The 17,394-nt window shown below is 71.5% G+C and carries 14 protein-coding genes; 5 read left to right on the top strand and 9 right to left on the bottom strand.

Features of this window, described 5'->3' with window-relative positions; genetic code table 11:
• Positions 1–17: 17 nt before the first annotated feature.
• Positions 18–2,180: a tetratricopeptide repeat protein gene (locus AB0J57_RS05425; protein ID WP_366126651.1), complete on the bottom strand. Its 2,163-nt coding sequence runs from the start codon at positions 2,178–2,180 to the stop codon at positions 18–20.
• Positions 2,181–2,327: 147 nt separating this feature from the next.
• Between AB0J57_RS05425 and AB0J57_RS05420 the strand changes: the two genes are divergently transcribed.
• Positions 2,328–3,443 carry a radical SAM protein gene (locus AB0J57_RS05420; protein WP_366126650.1) on the top strand — a complete coding sequence of 372 codons (1,116 nt, stop codon included), beginning with the start codon at positions 2,328–2,330 and terminating at the stop codon, positions 3,441–3,443.
• A gap of 179 nt (positions 3,444–3,622) precedes the next feature.
• Here AB0J57_RS05420 and AB0J57_RS05415 read toward each other — a convergent pair whose 3' ends face one another.
• From AB0J57_RS05415 to AB0J57_RS05405, 3 genes are all read right to left on the bottom strand, one after another.
• Positions 3,623–4,516 carry a hypothetical protein gene (locus AB0J57_RS05415; RefSeq protein WP_366126649.1) on the bottom strand — a complete coding sequence of 298 codons (894 nt, stop codon included), beginning with the start codon at positions 4,514–4,516 and terminating at the stop codon, positions 3,623–3,625.
• A 29-nt stretch (positions 4,517–4,545) separates the two neighbouring features.
• A complete protein-coding gene (locus tag AB0J57_RS05410) occupies positions 4,546–6,528 on the bottom strand; it encodes an NAD(P)/FAD-dependent oxidoreductase (protein ID WP_366126648.1) in 1,983 nt (660 codons plus the stop codon).
• Positions 6,529–6,596: 68 nt separating this feature from the next.
• Positions 6,597–7,388 (bottom strand): metal-dependent hydrolase, encoded by a 792-nt coding sequence (locus AB0J57_RS05405; RefSeq protein WP_366126647.1) that lies wholly within the window; start codon positions 7,386–7,388, stop codon positions 6,597–6,599.
• A gap of 122 nt (positions 7,389–7,510) precedes the next feature.
• Between AB0J57_RS05405 and AB0J57_RS05400 the strand changes: the two genes are divergently transcribed.
• On the top strand, positions 7,511–10,024 hold the full coding sequence (locus AB0J57_RS05400) for a DUF3516 domain-containing protein (RefSeq protein ID WP_366126646.1): 2,514 nt from the start codon (positions 7,511–7,513) through the stop codon (positions 10,022–10,024).
• A 12-nt stretch (positions 10,025–10,036) separates the two neighbouring features.
• Positions 10,037–10,903 carry an acyl-CoA thioesterase II gene (locus AB0J57_RS05395; protein ID WP_366126645.1) on the top strand — a complete coding sequence of 289 codons (867 nt, stop codon included), beginning with the start codon at positions 10,037–10,039 and terminating at the stop codon, positions 10,901–10,903.
• 12 nt (positions 10,904–10,915) lie between these two features.
• Here AB0J57_RS05395 and AB0J57_RS05390 read toward each other — a convergent pair whose 3' ends face one another.
• Positions 10,916–11,125 (bottom strand): DUF6011 domain-containing protein, encoded by a 210-nt coding sequence (locus tag AB0J57_RS05390; protein ID WP_366126644.1) that lies wholly within the window; start codon positions 11,123–11,125, stop codon positions 10,916–10,918.
• A gap of 84 nt (positions 11,126–11,209) precedes the next feature.
• Here AB0J57_RS05390 and AB0J57_RS05385 point away from each other — a divergent pair, with 84 nt between their 5' ends.
• Entirely contained in the window at positions 11,210–11,695 is a 486-nt protein-coding gene (locus AB0J57_RS05385) for a glutathione peroxidase (RefSeq protein ID WP_366126643.1), read from the top strand.
• Between the two features lie 4 nt (positions 11,696–11,699).
• Here AB0J57_RS05385 and AB0J57_RS05380 read toward each other — a convergent pair whose 3' ends face one another.
• From AB0J57_RS05380 to AB0J57_RS05365, 4 genes are read right to left on the bottom strand one after another with little or no spacing between them, the layout of a single operon-like run.
• A complete protein-coding gene (locus tag AB0J57_RS05380; RefSeq protein WP_366126642.1) occupies positions 11,700–12,233 on the bottom strand; it encodes a thermonuclease family protein in 534 nt (177 codons plus the stop codon).
• Positions 12,234–12,290: 57 nt separating this feature from the next.
• Entirely contained in the window at positions 12,291–14,576 is a 2,286-nt protein-coding gene (locus tag AB0J57_RS05375) for an ABC transporter permease (protein WP_366126641.1), read from the bottom strand.
• Positions 14,577–14,582: 6 nt separating this feature from the next.
• Positions 14,583–15,338: an ABC transporter ATP-binding protein gene (locus AB0J57_RS05370; protein WP_366126640.1), complete on the bottom strand. Its 756-nt coding sequence runs from the start codon at positions 15,336–15,338 to the stop codon at positions 14,583–14,585.
• Positions 15,335–15,850 carry a PadR family transcriptional regulator gene (locus AB0J57_RS05365; protein ID WP_366126639.1) on the bottom strand — a complete coding sequence of 172 codons (516 nt, stop codon included), beginning with the start codon at positions 15,848–15,850 and terminating at the stop codon, positions 15,335–15,337. Before AB0J57_RS05365 ends, AB0J57_RS05370 begins: the two co-directional genes overlap by 4 nt.
• A 125-nt stretch (positions 15,851–15,975) precedes the next feature.
• On the opposite strand from AB0J57_RS05365, the gene AB0J57_RS05360 reads away from it, so the two are divergent.
• On the top strand, positions 15,976–17,250 hold the full coding sequence (locus AB0J57_RS05360) for an ABC transporter substrate-binding protein (RefSeq protein WP_366126638.1): 1,275 nt from the start codon (positions 15,976–15,978) through the stop codon (positions 17,248–17,250).
• The last annotated feature ends 144 nt before the right edge of the window (positions 17,251–17,394 follow it).

The following is a 17,394-nucleotide window of genomic DNA, read 5'->3' as shown; positions in this document are numbered from 1 at the left end:
CGTACGGGAGGGGCTGACTAGATGGCGCTACCGTTCCGGAGCCGTTCCCTCACGCCTGCCGCATCCGGATGGTCCAGGTCCGCGAGAATCGCCAGCGCGCGACGCCAATGGGCCTGGGCATCGCCGTGCCGTCCTTTGCTCGCGCACGCCTGTGCCAGGACGTCCAGGGCTGTCGCCTCACCGAGCCGGTTGCCGACCTCCTCGTGGAGAGCGAGGGCCTGCGTGCTGAAGTCCATGGCCTCGTCGAACAGCCCGAGGGCGAGATGGAGGTCGGCGAGCTTGTCCAGAACGAGTCCCTCGCCGAACGTGCGCCCCGAGTCGCGGAAGATGTCCAACGCCTCACGCAGTGCGGCGACCGCTTCCTCATGGCGCCCCAGCGCGCGGTAGGCGGGCGCGAGGTTCTCCAGACTGTGCGCGGCCAGGGCGGCATCGCTGGTCCGCTCGGCGGCCGCCAGCGCTCGCCCGAGGCAATCGACGGCTTCCTCGAAGCGCCCGGCCAGCACCAGCGAGTCGCCGAGGGAGTTCAGGAACCACCCCTCCTCCTCCCCGATCGCCCGGCACACCTCCAGGGCTTCCTGGTTGTACCGCAGATTCTCCTGGTACCGACCGCCGTAGAAGTGAGCGGCCGCCAGGTTCCGGAGGACCATCGCCTCGGCACGCCGGTCCCCCAGGCGGCGCGTGGCGGCCAGCGCCGCTTCCGCGGCCGACACCCAGTCGGTGGTGGGCCTGCGTAACTGGAAGAAGGACCGGAGGGCGACGGGCAGTTGCCATGCGATGACGTCCTCGCCGATGTCGGCGGCCTGGCGACAGGTGGCGAGGAGATTCAGGAACTCCGTCTCGCACCAGTCAGCCGCCGCCTCGCGCGAGGGGAACGGAATTTCCAGCGCCGGATCGGGACGGTCACCCGACGTCGCGTCGAAGGGTGCGGGTCCTTGACGGACGCCGAGCACCGTCCCCGCGGACTCGGTGGTGAAGAGGTACCAGGTGAACAGCCGACGCAGCGCGGCGCGGCAGTCGTTCTCGTCGTCCTCGGCGGTGCTGCGCTCGTGGGCGTAGTCACGCAGCAGGTCGTGGAAGCGGTAACGGTCGTTTCCCACGGCCTCAAGCAGGTGCAGACCGGCCAGACGCGCCAGGTCACGGATGGCTTGTGCCGGTGTGCAGCCCGTCAGCGCGGCGGCCGCCGTGACACTGATGTCGGGTCCGCCGAAGAGCCCCAGCAGGCGAAAAGTCCGTGCGGCCGTGGGCGGCAGATGACGGTACGACCAGGAGAACACCTCACGGACGGCGGTCGTCTCATCGCCGTCGTATGTCGCCAGCGCGTCCAGCCGGGTGCTTCCGTGGCCGAGTTCGGCCACCAGCGCCCGGAGGGAAAGGCCCGGACGTGCGGCTGCCTGCTCGGCGGCGATACGCAGGGCCAGCGGTAGGTAGGCGCAGCGGGCCGCCAGCTCCGCCGAGGCCGCGGGTTCCTGGTCCACCCGCTGCCTGCCGATGACGGAGCCGAGGAGCTCAACCGCCTCGTCCGGTGTGAGTGCGTCGAGCACGATCCTTTGTATCCCTTCCCGCGCGACCAGCCCGGCCAGCCGGCTGCGGCTCGTCACCAGCACCAGGGACGGCGATGTACCGGGAAGGAGAGGGCGGACGTGTGCGGCGTCCCGTGCGTTGTCCAGGACGATGACCATGTGCCGGCTACTCACAAGCGTGCGGTAGAGGCCCACCCTCGCGTCCAGGCCGTGGGGGATCCCGGCGGGTGCCACGCCGAGACTCACAAGGGCCTGTTCCAGCGCCTGGTGCGCTGACAGGGGCGGGCCGGCGTCGTAGCCCTGGAGGTTGATGTACAGATCCCCGTCGGGGAAGCGGCCGCTCACCGTGTGGGCCCAGTGGAGCGCAAGGGCCGTCTTGCCGACTCCGGCCGCTCCCGCGAGCGCGGAGATGACCACCGTACGGCGGGCCTGTGTGTCGGACGGCTCGACGAGCGCGGCCAGTCGCGCCAACTCCGTCCCCCTGCCGGTGAAATGGGTGGGCCCTGGGGGCAACTGCCGGGGCGGCGGAGCAGCTCTCGACGCCGCGTGGTGGAAGTGCACACCGCCGAGCACCTGACCCGACTGGACGACGACATCGGCGGTGCCGGGAAAGTCGTTGTGAGTGCCGCCGGAGGACTGTGGACCGACACGATCCGTCATGGCTGCAACCCTCGTCCGAGTGACGGGGTTTCACGGTACCGGGACAGCGTGTTGACTGTCCATGACCCGTCGTCACTGTTGACACGGCCGCCAGTCGCGCGGTTCCCTTCCCCCGGGGACCCACGGGACGTCCCGAGGAGGGTGCGTGTGCATCCCACATCCGGCGAGGAGAGCGGAGCACGACTGGGTCCGCGGCCGTCCGTGCTGGTGATGCAGCCCACGACCCTGTGCAATCTCGACTGCCGGTACTGCTATTTGCCCGCCAGGCACGAGCGCCGCGACATGTCGGCCGCGGTGCGGCGAGCCGTGACAGCGGCGGTGGTCCGCTGGAGCCGTTCCGGCCCCTGCCCGGAGGTTCTGTGGCACGCCGGAGAGCCGCTCACCGTGGGCGTCCCTGCATTCCGGGAGCTGCTCTCCGGATGGCCGCCCGGCACGGTGCACCGGGTCCAGACGAACGCCACTCTGATCGATGACACGTGGTGCGACCTGTTCGACCGGTATCGCGTCCGGGTATCCGTCAGCGTCGATGGTCCCGGGGTCATGAACGGCGACCGGGTCACCCGTGCGGGAGGGCCGGCAGGACGGCGGATCGAGGCCGGGACGGCGCTGCTCGTCCGTCGCGGCATCCCCTTCGACATGCTCTCCGTGGTACGCGATCCCTCTCCTGGGACGGCACGCGCCATTTATGCGCATGCGTGCGAGGTGGGGGCTCAACAGCTCGGAATACTTCCCGAGGAGAGGAAGGGCGCTCACCACGGAGTCCCGCGAGCGGCCGGGACCGGCTGGGCCGGTTTCTTCCATGAGCTGTACGTGCAATGGCGGGCCAACCCTCTGGTGCGTCTGCGTGAGCTCGAATCCGTGGCCAATTGCTTCGACGCCATACGCGCCGGGGTCACGGCCGCACAGATCCGTGACATGCCGGTGGAGCCCATTCCCACGGTGTGCCACGACGGCGAGGTTGTCGTCATGTCGCCGGACCTGGCGGGCTTCACTCACCCGCGCCATGGGCGTTTCACGGTCGGCAACGTGCTGGAGCAGCCCCTGGAGCGCTTGCTGCGCCGAGCCGAATCCGTTCCCTGGGTCCGGGAGGCCCTCGCCGGGGTGGAGGCGTGCCGCCGGACGTGCCGGTACGCGGTGGCCTGCGGCGGGAGCTGGCCGGCGAACAAGTACTTCGAACTGGGGCGACTCGACGGGACCGAAACGGCCTACTGCCGGAATCTCCAACAAGCCAAGGTGGAAGGAGCACTGTTGTGCCGGACCTGATGCCCTGTGGAACTCGGGGCGAAAGTCTTGAAGAGGTCGTCCTCGCGCATGCGGAGCACCTGGAGTGGCTGCTGGGGCCGGTCCACGGACCCTCCGATAGCGGCCTCTCCGAAGAGGGTCTCGTCTTTCATGCGTTCCAGTCGATGAATCAGAGCTGGAGCCGCGCGGCCACGTAGACCTCACCCGTCGTAAAAGGCCCGACGAGGGAAGGACCCGGCGAAGACGAGGGCGTGGGATGCCTTCCGGCGCCTTTGCATGGACCCGTCGTGCAAGGCGATCCCAGCGGGCAGCACTACGAGATCGCCGACCTCAATGGTCCACACGGCACAGACGATTCTCGAGAGCTCATCGGGGTGCTCGGTGAGGAAGTCGCGCAACTGCTTGGTGGTGGGGATGTTCCGGCCGTTGCCCGGGCTGACCATGTCCGACAGGTGCAGGGACGACATGTTCAGGGCGACCACCAGTGAGCGGGGCCCCGGTCCCATGTTGTGGATGACGCGCCTGTCGGCCGACGCGACGCGTACATCGCGGGGAAAGCGTTCACCCTCGCCACCGCTCGTCCACACGTTGTCGTAGTGCAGGCCGACCCGGACGGCGTGCAGCCGCTCCGAGTACTGCGGCAGGCGCGGGTCGACCACCGTGGTCGTCCGCGATCCCGCATGGGCGGACAGCACGTCCACCAGCCGTCCCGTATGCGGCCCGAGCGGGTAGTGGGAGCCGTGGTGCGGGACGAAGCCGGGGGCTGCCGCTTCCACGCGGGCGTCGGCGACCAACTGCCCGGGATCCGGCAGTCTGCCGAAGCCCAGGCATAAGCCGGCGGGTGTGTCCGGTGCCGCGACGAACGGGGCGAGGCGTTCAAGATGCCTCGCCGCCACGCGGAGCGGTGCGTCCGGGACGATGGCGTCCTGTGTGAACCCCTGGTGCGACACCTCTTCGGGTGTCGCCAGATGGACTCCGCACACTGCGAGCCTGTGCCGGTGCGACCGCAGCCAGGCAGCGGTGCAGTCCAGCCGGATGGACCTGTCGTCGACCCGCAGACCGGCCAGCAGGCTGTCGACCGAGTCCGTTTCCATCCAGCTCCCCTGCCCGGCGCGATCGCCCGTCACACTCCCCGTTCGGACCGGACCTCGGCGCCGTGGACCTCCAGCGCGGCGCGGACCGCCGATTCCAGGGCGCCCTCGATCCAGGCGGGCTTGACGGAGGTGTGGCAGCCGGCGAAGTGCAGCGGGCCCTCCGGGGTGCGCATGTCGAGGAGGATCTCGGTGTGCTGGCCGGGCAGCAGGACGGACGCCTCGCCGTAGGCGTACGGGTCGCGCTGCCAGCTCTGGGTGCGGCCCACGCCGGTGAAGAAGACCTCCAGCCGCCGGCCGTACACCTCCTGCATGCCGCGCAGGGCGAGGGCGTACCGGGCCTCGTCGTCGTAGGCGTCCCAGCGCCTGGCGTCGTCGGCCCAGCTGTAGGAGGCGAGGACGACCCCGCCGGCGCTGCCGGGGACCGGGTGGGAGGGGTTGAACATGAAGCGGTTGGGGTTGTCGGTGACCGAGCCGCCGCCGATGACCCCGGCGGCCTCGGGCTGGTCGCGGGAGACCCAGGCGTTGGCCGCGTAGTGCGTGCGCTGCGCCTCGGAGAGGTGGCCCGCGGGCACGGAGGGGTGCCGGCCGAGCATCCGGCCGTCCCGCTCCACCTGGTCCTTGCGGTAGGCGTCGTACAGCCCGGGTTCGATCGCGTCCAGTTCCCGCCGCCAGTCGTCCTCGTCGAACTCCCACCAGCGGCGGCTGAATTCGAGGAGCACCTTGGTGGCGCTGTCGTAGTGCACCTCCTGGATGGCGCGGCGCTTGCCGTACGACACCCGCGCGGAGATCTGGACGTGCCGGAGGCCGGAGAACGGGATGGTCACGATCGCCGCGTCACCGGTGAACCGTTCGCGGACGACCTTGCCGCCCCGGCCTTCGGAGACCGTTTCGACGACGACCCGATCCCCCTCGTCCCGGGTCTCGATGCGGGTGACGCGCCGGTCGAAGCGGACCTCGTCGCGTACCTGGTCCAGGAGGGCGTCGACGAGGACGGCGGTACCGCCGGTCAGCTCGTAGAAGGCGGTGCCGGGGCTGATGAGGGACTGGCTGATGAAGGTGTGCAGGAAGGACAGGGGCAGCCTGGAGGTCATGTTCTCCAGGGTTCCGACGAGGTCGATGGTGCGTTCGTCGAGCCCGGCGTACTCGGTGAGGAACCGGTACATGGACCAGTCGCCGAACCGCCGGACGACCCTGGCCCAGCCTTCGAGCCGCTCGGGCATCGGCTTGTCGACCCGGGTGCCGTCGGGGCGGCGGGTGCTGTACTCGTCGCGTACGGGGTCGAGGGCGGCGCGCACGATGTCCGCCGCCGGGACATTCTCGTACGCCTTCGGGACGCCGAAGGAGCGGTTGATGGCCCGGGGATTCCTGGCGTAGTCGGCGCGACGGGTGCTGATGCCGTTGACGCGGATCCAGGTGCGGTACCGGGGCTTTCCGTCGGGGCCGGAGTCGATGTAGTGGAAGGGCCGCCGCTCGATGCCGAGCTTGTCGATCAGCCCGATGACGAGCGGGTGACTGCCGGGGATGCGCATGGCGCCGGCCTCGGCGTACTGCTTGGGGTCGGCGAACGGCTGGGCGGCGTTCTCGTGGCCGCCGGTGCGGAAGGTCTTGATGCGGCCGCCCGCGCGGTTTCCGTTCGCCTCGACGACGGTGACCCGGTGGCCGGCGCGCTTGAGCAGGGCCGCGGCGGCCAGGCCGGCCGGTCCGGCGCCGAGGACCAGCACCTTCTTGGGCGCGGAAGGCGCCTTGGGCAGTCCGCCGCCGAGCAGGATCTTCTCGTAGGCCGGGACCAGGGGCCGGTCGTTCTCGTCGAGGACGAGCAGGGCGCGGGCGACGGCGAGGCAGGTCTGCCGGTCGGCGGTGGAGCGGGGGGCGGCGGCGGGGGCGGGGGCGGGGGCCGGTGCGGCCGCCGGTGCGGATGCGGCTGCGGCAGGGGTCGCGGGGAGGGCGGCGGCGGCAGCCATTGAGCCGGTGGCGACAGCTAATTGACGGCGCGTCAGGTCTGTGGAGTCCATGATCAGAAGAAATCGGATCTCAAGCTTCCGCGCAGCGGCTTCGCACCCCGTTCACCCGAACGGGACGATCAGATGAAGTTGAGCGCGGCCGCCCCGCCCACCCCGCCCAGCAGCATGAACGCCGGCATCAGGACCTTCAGCTCCACCCAGCTCCCGGCCCGGAACCGCATGCCCTTCGGCGGCCCCACGGGGTACCACCGCTTGCCCCCGACCGGGATCGGCCACAGGATCGGGCAGCCCGAGACGGTCAGGGCGTCGCCGATGTCGTGGACGAGGGCGCCGAGCACGATCGGCAGGCCCAGCCACAGGTACTCCTGCCCCGGCGCGGTGAACAGCCAGTCCGAGCCGTTGCCGGGCTTGTCCAGGACGCCCGCGAGGATCCACGCGCTGGTGGCACCCAGCAGCCACACCAGGACGTCGCTGGACATCCGGGCCGCCCGCCACAGCAGGCCCTCCACCGCCAGGACCAGGTGGACGAAGAGGATGGCGAGGACCGCCCACCGGCCGCCCGTGATCGCCAGGACCGACGCGCCCGCCCCGCACAGCACGGCCCACACCCAGGTGTGCGTGAGGGTGCGGTGGCCGCCGCTCCGGCGGGCGTCGGCCCGCGTCCTGGTGGCCTTGTAGACGGCGTACGAGAGCTTGTCGACGATCTCGCAGAGCCCGCGCGAGATGGGGCCGAAGGCCCGCGAGATGGTCGCCGACTTGTGGTCGAGGTCGGGCGCGAGCGCCGCGCCGGCGCAGATCAGGGCGCCGACGACGAGCACCGGCCACGGCATCGGGTGGCCCGCCGCGGCGGTCGCGGCCCCCACCCCCAGCCACGCGGCCGCGCCGGAGAGTGAGTGTGCCGGTCCCATCATCTGCGTTCCCCGCCCCATGTGCTCTTGTCGTGCGCCCCGGTTGACGGGACAGCCTAACGTTCGTGATCTTCGTACGAACGGCCGGTTCCCCCTTCCGGGCGGGAGCCAGGCAAGATGGGGGCGTGACCCTTATCGATCAGTTGCCTCCGGAAGCCGACCCCGATGCCCTCTTCGAGGCCTTCTCGTCATGGGCCGAGGAGCGGGGCATCACCCTGTACCCGGCCCAGGAGGAGGCGCTGATCGAGGTGGTCTCCGGGGCCAATGTGATCCTCTCCACCCCCACCGGCTCCGGGAAGTCGCTGGTCGCGGCCGGTGCGCACTTCACCGCCCTCGCCAATGACCAGGTGACCTTCTACACCGCGCCGATCAAGGCGCTGGTGTCGGAGAAGTTCTTCGACCTGTGCAAGCTCTTCGGCACCGAGAACGTGGGCATGCTCACCGGCGACGCGTCCGTGAACGCCGACGCGCCCGTGATCTGCTGCACGGCGGAGGTGCTGGCCTCGATCGCGCTGCGTGACGGCAAGGACGCGGACATCGGCCAGGTCGTGATGGACGAGTTCCACTTCTACGCCGAGCCGGACCGGGGCTGGGCCTGGCAGATCCCGCTGCTGGAGCTGCCGCAGGCGCAGTTCGTCCTGATGTCGGCGACGCTCGGCGACGTCTCGATGTTCGAGAAGGACCTCACGCGCCGCACCGGCCGGCCCACCTCGGTGGTCCGCTCGGCGACGCGGCCGGTGCCGCTGTCGTACGAGTACCGGCTCACGCCCATCACGGAGACGCTGACCGAGCTGCTGGAGACCAAGCAGGCGCCGGTCTACATCGTCCACTTCACCCAGGCGCAGGCCGTGGAGCGGGCGCAGTCGCTGATGAGCATCAACATGTGCTCGCGCGAGGAGAAGGACAAGATCGCCGAGCTGATCGGCAACTTCCGCTTCACCACCAAGTTCGGCAAGAACCTCTCGCGGTACGTGCGGCACGGCATCGGCGTGCACCACGCGGGCATGCTGCCCAAGTACCGGCGCCTGGTCGAGAAGCTGGCGCAGGCGGGTCTGCTGAAGCTGATCTGCGGGACGGACACCCTGGGCGTCGGGGTCAATGTCCCTATTCGTACGGTTCTGTTCACGGCGCTCACCAAGTACGACGGCAACCGGGTGCGCACGCTGCGTGCGCGGGAGTTCCACCAGATCGCCGGCCGGGCCGGCCGGGCGGGCTTCGACACGGCCGGGTTCGTGGTGGCGCAGGCGCCCGAGCACGTCATCGAGAACGAGAAGGCGCTCGCCAAGGCGGGCGACGACCCGAAGAAGCGCCGCAAGGTGGTCAGGAAGAAGGCCCCGGAGGGCTTCGTCGGCTGGACCGAGAACACCTTCGAGAAGCTGATCGCCTCCGAGCCGGAGCCGCTGACCTCCCGCTTCCGCGTCACGCACACCATGCTGCTGTCGGTGATCGCCCGGCCCGGCGACGCCTTCCAGGCGATGCGCCGGCTCCTGGAGGACAACCACGAGCCGCGCAAGAACCAGCTCCGGCACATCCGCCGCGCCATCGCGATCTACCGCTCGCTGCTGGACGGCGGGGTCGTCGAGCAGCTCGACAAGCCCGACGCCGAGGGCCGCACGATCCGGCTCACCGTCGACCTCCAGCAGGACTTCGCGCTCAACCAGCCGCTGTCCACGTTCGCGCTCGCGGCCTTCGACCTGCTGGACCCGGAGTCCCCGTCGTACGCGCTGGACATGGTGTCGGTCGTCGAGTCGACGCTGGACGACCCCCGCCAGATCCTCGCCGCCCAGCAGAACAAGGCGCGCGGCGAGGCGGTCGGCGCGATGAAGGCCGACGGGGTCGAGTACGAGGAGCGGATGGAGCGGCTGCAGGACATCTCGTACCCGAAGCCGCTCGAAGAGCTGCTGTGGCACGCGTACAACACGTACAAGAAGTCGCACCCGTGGGTCGGCGACCACCCGGTCTCGCCGAAGTCCGTGATCCGTGACATGTACGAGCGGGCGCTGTCCTTCACCGAGTTCACGTCCTTCTACGAGCTGGCGCGCACCGAGGGCATCGTGCTGCGGTACCTGGCGAGCGCGTACAAGGCGCTGGACCACACCATCCCGGACGACCTGAAGACGGAGGACCTGGAGGACCTGATCGCCTGGCTGGGCGAGATGGTGCGGCAGGTGGACTCCTCGCTGCTGGACGAGTGGGAGCAGCTCGCCAACCCGGAGGTGGAGACGGCCGAGGAGGCCCAGGAGAAGGCCGACCAGGTCAAGCCGGTCACGGCCAACGCCCGCGCCTTCCGCGTGCTGGTGCGCAACGCGATGTTCCGCCGCGTGGAGCTGGCCGCGCTGGACCAGCTCCAGGAGCTGGGCGAGATGGACGCCGAGTCCGGCTGGGACGAGGAGCGCTGGGCGGAGGCGATGGACGCGTACTGGGACGAGTACGACGACCTCGGCACCGGACCGGACGCGCGCGGCCCGAAGCTGCTCGCCATCGAGGAGGAGCCGGAGCACGGCCTGTGGCGCGTCCGGCAGACCTTCGCCGACCCGAACGGCGACCATGACTGGGGCATCAGCGCGGAGGTGGACCTGGCGGCCTCGGACGAGGAGGGCCGGGCGGTCGTCCGCGTCACCGACGTCGGCCAGCTCTGAAAGGACGCATGGATGACCAACCCCGCCGAACGGCTCGTCGACCTGCTCGACCTGGAGCAGATCGAGGTCAACATCTTCCGGGGCGCGAGCCCTCAGGAGTCCCTGCAACGGGTCTTCGGCGGGCAGGTCGCCGGCCAGGCCCTGGTCGCCGCCGGCCGCACCACGGAGGGCGACCGGCCGGTGCACTCGCTGCACGCGTACTTCCTGCGGCCGGGCATCCCCGGCGTGCCGATCGTGTACCAGGTCGAACGGGTCCGGGACGGGCGGTCGTTCACCACCCGGCGGGTCACCGCCATCCAGCGCGGCAAGACGATCTTCAACCTGACGGCGTCGTTCCACCAGCCGGAGGAGGCGGGCTTCGAGCACCAGCTCCCGCCGCGCCTGGACTTCCCGCCGCCGGAGGAGCTCCCGTCGGTCACGGACGAGATCCGCGAGCACCTGGGCGCGCTGCCCGAGGCGCTGGAGCGGATGGCGCGCCGCCAGCCCTTCGACATCCGCTACGTCGACCGGCTGCGCTGGACGGCGGAGGAGGTCAAGGAGGCCGACCCGCGCAGCGCGGTGTGGATGCGCGCGGTGGGCCCGCTGGGCGACGACCCGCTGGTCCACACGTGCGCGCTGACGTACGCCTCCGACATGACCCTGCTCGATGCGGTCCGCATCCCGGTCGAACCCCTCTGGGGGCCGCGGGGCTTTGACATGGCGTCGCTGGACCACGCGATGTGGTTCCACCGCCCGTTCCGTACGGACGAGTGGTTCCTGTACGACCAGGAGTCCCCCATCGCGACGGGCGGCCGCGGCCTGGCGCGCGGCCGCATCTACGACCGCGAGGGCAGGCTGCTGGTGTCGGTGGTCCAGGAGGGGCTGTTCCGCCGCCACTGAGAGCACTTGGTGTCACAGGCCCGGCAGGGCGTCCTGGTCGACCTGGTGGCGCCGTGTCCTGATGTCGGGGCCCGCCGGATGCAGCTTGGCGTCGCAGGCGGGCCCGAGTCCGGTACGCCGTGAGGCGGCACCGGTCAGCGGCCGCCCGCACAGCCGGCACCACACCGGCGGTGGGCCGGCGGCGACGGTCTCCGCTCCGAGCGGTGGCTGTTCCTGGTGCACGCCTGTCTGTCTACCAGGCGCACGTGTTTTGATCGACCCTGATGGCTGCCCCGTTGGCAGTGCCCTTTCGAGGAGGAGTCCCGCATGACCCTGTACGACATCCCGCTGCGCACCCTGTCCGGTGAGCCGACGAGCCTGGCCGAGTACGGGGACAAGGCGGTGCTCGTCGTCAACGTCGCCTCCAAGTGCGGGCTCACGCCGCAGTACGCGGGCCTGGAGCGGCTGCACAAGCAGTTCGCCGACCGTGGCTTCACGGTGCTGGGCGTGCCGTGCAACCAGTTCGCGGGCCAGGAGCCGGGCAGCGCGGAGGAGATCGCGACGTTCTGCTCGGCGACGTACGGCGTGACGTTCCCGCTGCTGGAGAAGACCGACGTCAACGGGGACGGGCGGCACCCGCTGTACGTGGAGCTGACGAAGGTGGCGGACGCGGACGGCGAAGCGGGCGACGTGCAGTGGAACTTCGAGAAGTTCCTCATCGCGCCGGGTGGCGAGGTCACGCGCTTCCGCCCGCGCACGGAGCCGGAGGCGCCGGAGCTCGTCGCGGCGGTCGAGGCGAGCCTGTCCGTCTGACGCATCAGGGGGTCGGGCAGGCGGACCACAGGCCGGCGCCGGCCTGGCGGGCGGCTTGCTCGGCCCTGGTCATCGTGGGCCAGTACTTGTCGTTGGGCTCGAAGAGCACCTTGGTGGCGTGGCCGCTGCGGACGAGGGACTCGTTGACGAAGACGTCCTTGTCGTTCCACACGTAGAGCAGATACCGGTCGAACCTGTCCTTGAGTTCGACGTCACGCTCCGTGCGCAGCCTGCTGCCGATGGGCAGCAGTTCGGCGGTACGGGCGGTGGCCTCGCGGCTGAAGCAGTCACCGCGCTCGGGGGTGTCGATCTCCAGCAGTCGTACGCGCGCGACGGCCCCGTCCGGGACGACCCGGCCGTCACCCCGCACCTCGATGGTGTCGCCGTCGATGATCCGCAGGACGACCGGTCCGCGCTGCCTTCCGGGCTGTGGCTCGTCCGCACCGGCCGGTGCCACTCCTACGAGGCCCACGGCCGTGGCGAGGAAGGCCGCGACCGCGCCATTCCTGCCGCGGCGGGTCCATGAGGAAGGGCGCATGACGCCCCCTCTCATCAGGGGTTTTCCGTCCTTCTCAGTACAGCACCGGCGTACCGGTCACGCGACCGCGCTCAGCGTGTCCGCCAGGCGGTGGCGGGTGGCGCGGGCGGCGGGGAGGGTGGCGAGGGCGAGGGCGCCGGCGACGGCGGCCGTGGTGAGGGCCAGGAGGTGGAGTGCGGGCGGGGCGTGGGCGATGCCGGCGCCGATGCCGGTGGCGTGGGCCTCGTGGTCGATCAGCCAGTGGGCGAACGGGACGCCGAGCGCGGTGCCGAGGAGGGCGGCGGCCAGGGCGGTGCAGCCGATGGCGGTGACCGTGACGGTGGTGATCTGGCGGGGCGACAGGCCGATGGCCTTCAGGGCGAGCAGGTCGCGTTCGCCGTCCCGGACGGTGCCGCCGATCGCGGTGGACAGTTCGGTGAGGCCGATGAGGGCGAGAACGCCGATCAGTCCGGCGACGACACCGCGCAGTGCGGAGAGCCGGTCGGCCGGGGTGGTGACCTCGTGGATGTCGAGCCGTCCCCGGGAGGCGTCGGCGAGTTCGGCGCTGACCGTGCGCGGGTCCGCGCCGGGGCGGAGCTGGAGCTGGTAGAGGGTGGGGCGCAGGTCGGGGTCGTTCTCGCGGAGGGTGTCGAGCGAGGTGGAGACCACCCGGCCGCCGTTCTCCGGTTCGATGCTGCGGCCGACGATGTGCAGCACCTGCGGGTGGCCGCCGACGGTGAGCCGTACCCAGTCGCCGACGTGGGCGCCGAGCAGGTCGAGCAGGCCCTGTCCGGCGACGGCCTCGTCGGGGCCTCGGGCGGCGCGGCCCTCGGCGATCGAGTACGGGTAGGGCCGCTCACGGGTGCCGAGGCCGCGCAGCGCGATGGTGCCGGTCTGGCCCGGGACGAGCGCGGCGACCTCCAGGCCGGGGTGGGCGGCGGCGATGTCGCGGTTCGCGGCCAGGAGGGCGGCCGCCTCCCGGTCGTTCAGCGTCGAGTCGGGGCGGGCTGTGAGCGCCGCGGCGAGGCCCACCTCCTGGGGGCGGCTGTCGAAGCGTTCGATGGTCGTCCACGCGCCGAGCGCCACGGTGATCAGCAGCAGCGGCAGCGCGAGCCGCACGATGGTGGCCGGGGCGCGCCGCCCGCGCCCGAACGCCCGGTGCCAGCCGAGGACCAGTGCGGGCGGCACGCGCAGCCCGAGCGCCTTCCGGGCCGCGCCGGACAGCCCCCCGCCCGGGGCGGCACCGGCCGGCAGCACCGGTACGGGCGGTACGCGGCCCGCCCGCCAGGCGGCGAGGCAGGTGGCCGCCCCGATGAACAGCACCGCCGCGACCGGGACGAGCAGGAGCGCCGGGAGGTGGCCCGGCAGGCCCTGCCAGACCTGGACCGCGTCACCCAGCCGGCCCGGCAGGCGGCCGCCCAGCGTCCGGACGAGCAGCACGGCGAGGGCCGCGCCGAGCACGGCGAACGCCAGGTGCTGGACGAGGAAGATCCGCACCACCTGGCCCGGGGTGAACCCGACGGCCTTGAGGACGGAGATGTCCCTCAGGTGGCCGCGCACCCGTGTGCTGATGGCGCCGAACACCGCGAGCGCGGCGGCGATGAGTGCGCCGAGGCCGAAGAGCCCGAGGACCTGGCCGAGCAGTTTGGTGTCCCCTTGCGCCTCTGCGCGGGCCTGCTGCCAGGTGGAGACGTCGGTGACGGCGCCCGCGCCGATCGCGGTGACGGCGCGCTGGACGGTGTAGTCGGTGTCGTCGGGGTCGGCGAGCCGCAGTCCGACGACCTGGCCGGCGGTGCGGTCCTCGGGCACGGCGCGCGGCAGGGCCCAGACCGTGCCGGGCCGTTCGCCGGGGCGGTAGCGGCGCTCGGCGGTCTCGGCGACGCCGCGGACGGTCAGGGTGCGCCCCGCGACGGTGAGCCGGTCGCCGGGCTCGGCCCACAGGGCGCGGGCGAGCCCGGCTTCGAGGACGACGCCGTCGGGGGCGGCCGGGTCGAGCCAGCGCCCGGAGGTCACGAGGGGGCGGCCGGTCGCGGGGAGGCGGGCGCCGGTGGCGCGCAGTTCCACGCCCGCTCGTGCGCCGCGCGAGGCGGCGGTGGTGGTGGCGGTGCGGTACGGGCCGGAGACGTCGGCCACGCCGTCGAGGGCGGCGAGCCGGCCGGTGTCGGCGGCGGGCCCGGTGTGGAGCCAGACGTGGGCGCCCCGGGACTGGGTGAAGACCCGTTGCCAGGGGTTGGTGGCGTATCCGAACAGCGCGGTCGCGAGGAGCAGCGACGCGACGATGCCGGCGGTGGCGGCGACGAGGAACAGCGCCTCGCCCCGGTGGGTCCGCAGATCGGCGTGCGCCCAGCGCAGCATGGCCCGCACCGCCGGTCAGTCCTTCAGTTCGTTGAGTTCGAGCACGCCGGACAGGCCGCGGCCGCGCGCGGGCGCGGAGCCGAGTTCGGCGTCGTCGGCGATCCGGCCGTCGAAGAAGCTGATCACCCGGTCCGCGGCGCTGGCGAGCCGGGCGTCGTGGGTGACGAGGACGATGGTCTGGCCGCGCTGGTGGAAGCGGGTGAGCAGCCGCATGACCTCGCGGGTGCCCTTGCTGTCAAGGCTGCCGGCCGGTTCGTCGGCGAGGAGCAGGCGCGGCTGGTTGACCAGGGCGCGGGCGAGGGCGACGCGCTGCTGTTCGCCGCCGGACAGCTCGCCGGGCATGCTGCGGGCCTTGCCTTCGAGGCCCAGTTCGGCGAGGAGCTTCACGCGCTCGGCGCGGGCCTGCCTGGCGGGGGTGCCGGCCAGCAGGGCGGGCAGTTCGATGTTGTCGGCGACGGTGAGGTTGGAGACGAGGTTGAAGAACTGGAAGACGATGCCGATGCGGCGGCGCCGCTCGATCGCCCACCGTGCCTCGCTGTAGTCGTCGGTGCGCTCGCCGTCGAGCCACAGGGAGCCGCTGTCGGGGCGCTGGAGGCCGCCGAGCAGGTGCAGCAGCGTGGACTTCCCGGCGCCGGACGGGCCGGTGACGGCGACGAATTCGCCGTGCCGTACGGCGAGGTCGACCCCGCGTACGGCGTGTGCGGGGGCGCCCTCGCCGTGGTGGGTCTTGACGAGGCCCTCGGCGCGCAACAGCGGTATGCCGTCGTTCACTGCAGGTCCTCCAGTTCCTCCTGGCAGCGCTCCAGCCAGTCGAGGTCGGCCTGGAGGTGGAGCATGGCGCCCTCGATCAGCAGGTGCGATATGCGGTTGTCCCGGTCTTCGGTCGCGGCCAGCTTGGAGAGGTTGCGCATGGTGTTGAGGTACTCGCGTCGCTGTTTGTTGATGAGGGCGATCTGGTCGGCGAGCCCGGTGCGGGGGGCGAGGGCGAGTTTCATGAAGAACTCGTCCCGGACCCTCGGTTCGTCGGCCGTCTCCTCGAACCAGGCGCGCAGTGCTTCGCGCCCGGCGTCGGTGAGGCGGTAGATCTTCTTGTTGGGCCGGCTCTCCTGGGCGATCTCCTCGCCCTCGATGAGGCCGGACTTCTCCAGCCGGCCGAGCGTCACGTAGATCTGACCGACGTTGGTCGGAGGGTACGCGGCGCCCAGCAGTTGCTCAAGGTCCTGTTTGAGCTCGTAGCCGTGGGCGGGGCCGCGTGCGAGGAGGGCGAGGAGGGGAAGGCGCACTCGTGCTGTCCTCCTCCGCGTGCTCCCGATGTGATGTGGGCTCTAGTATCGCCCATGCCTAACGGGTATACATGCCCGCAGACGCGGACGCCGATGTCATGCGCCGGGTGCACTGGGAGGAACCTATGCGGTGGATACGTGCCGCGGGTAGGGGGCTCCTGGTCGTCATGGTCGTTCTGACGGGGTACGCGGCGTCCGGCGCCGTCCCGGCGGACCGCGCGCCCGACGGCGGGCGGGGCCCGATGACCCTGGCGACGGCCGGTGACCTCACCGGCTATCTGGGCCGGGTGCTCGACGGCTGGAACCGCGAGCATCCGGGCGAGAAGGTCACGCTGGTGGAGCTGCCGGACTCGGCGGACGAGACCCGGGCCCAGATGATCACGGACCTGCGGTCGGGTGCGGGCCGGTTCGACGTCCTCAACATCGATGTGGCCTGGACGTCGGAGTTCGCCGCTGCCGGGTGGATCGCGCCGGTGGACCGGGCGCGCTTCCCGCTGAACAGCTTCCTGCGTCCGGTCGTGGACACGGCGACGTACGACGGCAAGCTCTACGCCGTCCCGTATGTCACGAATGCCGGAATGCTCTTCTACCGCAAGGACGTCCTCGACCGCGAGGGCGAACGGCCGCCGCGCACCTGGGCCGAGCTGGAGCGGCAGGCCCGGACGATCGCCCCGGAGTACGGCCTCGGGGGCTACGCGGGCCAGTTCCTGCCGTACGAGGGGCTGACCGTCAACGCGGCGGAGGCGGTGTACTCGGCGGGCGGCACGATCCTCGGCGACGACGGCGAGCGGGTCACGGTGGACTCGGCGGCCGCCCGCTCGGGGATCGGCTTCCTCGCCCGGGGCGTCCGGGACGGCTGGATCCCCCGGGAAGCGCTGACGTACACGGAGGAGGAGTCCCGGCGGGCGTTCCAGGACGGCCGGCTGCTCTTCCTGCGCAACTGGCCGTACGCCTACGCCGGCGCGTCCGGCGAGGACTCGCGGGTGGCGGGGAAGTTCGGCGCGGTTCCGCTGCCGGGCCCCGAGGGGCCGGGGACGAGCGTGCTGGGCGGGTCGAACCTGGCGGTGAGCAGCCACGCACGGCACCCGGAGTCGGCGCGTGACCTCATCGCGTACCTCACCAGCGAGCGGGTGCAGCGTCGCGTGCTGACGGAGGGCGCGCTGCCGCCGGTGCGGGCGGCGCTGTACGCGGACCCGGCGCTGGTGCGGCGGTTCCCCTACCTGCCCGCGTTGCGCGCCAGCGTGCTGTCGGCTGCGCCGCGCCCCAAGAGCCCGCATTACGAGCAGGTCAGCCTGGCCGTGCAGGCCGTGGTGCACGACGCGATGGCGCAGCGCCAGACGCCCGAGGCGGCCGTGCGGCGGCTGGCCGGGGAACTCGCGGCCATCGCGCACCGCCGCTGAGCCGAATCCCCTGACGCCCCCGAACCCTCCCCTGTAGTTACCGGTTAGGTAACCAGACTCGGCCGATCCATGGGATATACCTGGACATAAGCCGCCAACTTCCGCTGTTTTCTGCACCATCGTTGACACCCTCTCGTCATGCCT

Origin of the sequence: Streptomyces sp. NPDC049837 (assembly GCF_040674455.1) — a bacterium.
Taxonomy (GTDB): Bacteria; Actinomycetota; Actinomycetes; order Streptomycetales; family Streptomycetaceae; genus Streptomyces.
Note: the sequence above shows the minus strand (reverse complement) of the source record. Positions and strands in the feature narration are given on the sequence as shown.

Coding starts and splice junctions, on each gene's coding strand:
- AB0J57_RS05425 (WP_366126651.1), bottom strand. CDS start 2,180: ATGACGGATCGTGTCGGTCCACAGTCCTCCGGCGGCACTCACAACGAC.
- AB0J57_RS05415 (WP_366126649.1), bottom strand. CDS start 4,516: ATGGAAACGGACTCGGTCGACAGCCTGCTGGCCGGTCTGCGGGTCGAC.
- AB0J57_RS05410 (WP_366126648.1), bottom strand. CDS start 6,528: ATGGACTCCACAGACCTGACGCGCCGTCAATTAGCTGTCGCCACCGGC.
- AB0J57_RS05405 (WP_366126647.1), bottom strand. CDS start 7,388: ATGATGGGACCGGCACACTCACTCTCCGGCGCGGCCGCGTGGCTGGGG.
- AB0J57_RS05395 (WP_366126645.1), top strand. CDS start 10,037: ATGACCAACCCCGCCGAACGGCTCGTCGACCTGCTCGACCTGGAGCAG.
- AB0J57_RS05385 (WP_366126643.1), top strand. CDS start 11,210: ATGACCCTGTACGACATCCCGCTGCGCACCCTGTCCGGTGAGCCGACG.
- AB0J57_RS05380 (WP_366126642.1), bottom strand. CDS start 12,233: ATGCGCCCTTCCTCATGGACCCGCCGCGGCAGGAATGGCGCGGTCGCG.
- AB0J57_RS05360 (WP_366126638.1), top strand. CDS start 15,976: ATGCGGTGGATACGTGCCGCGGGTAGGGGGCTCCTGGTCGTCATGGTC.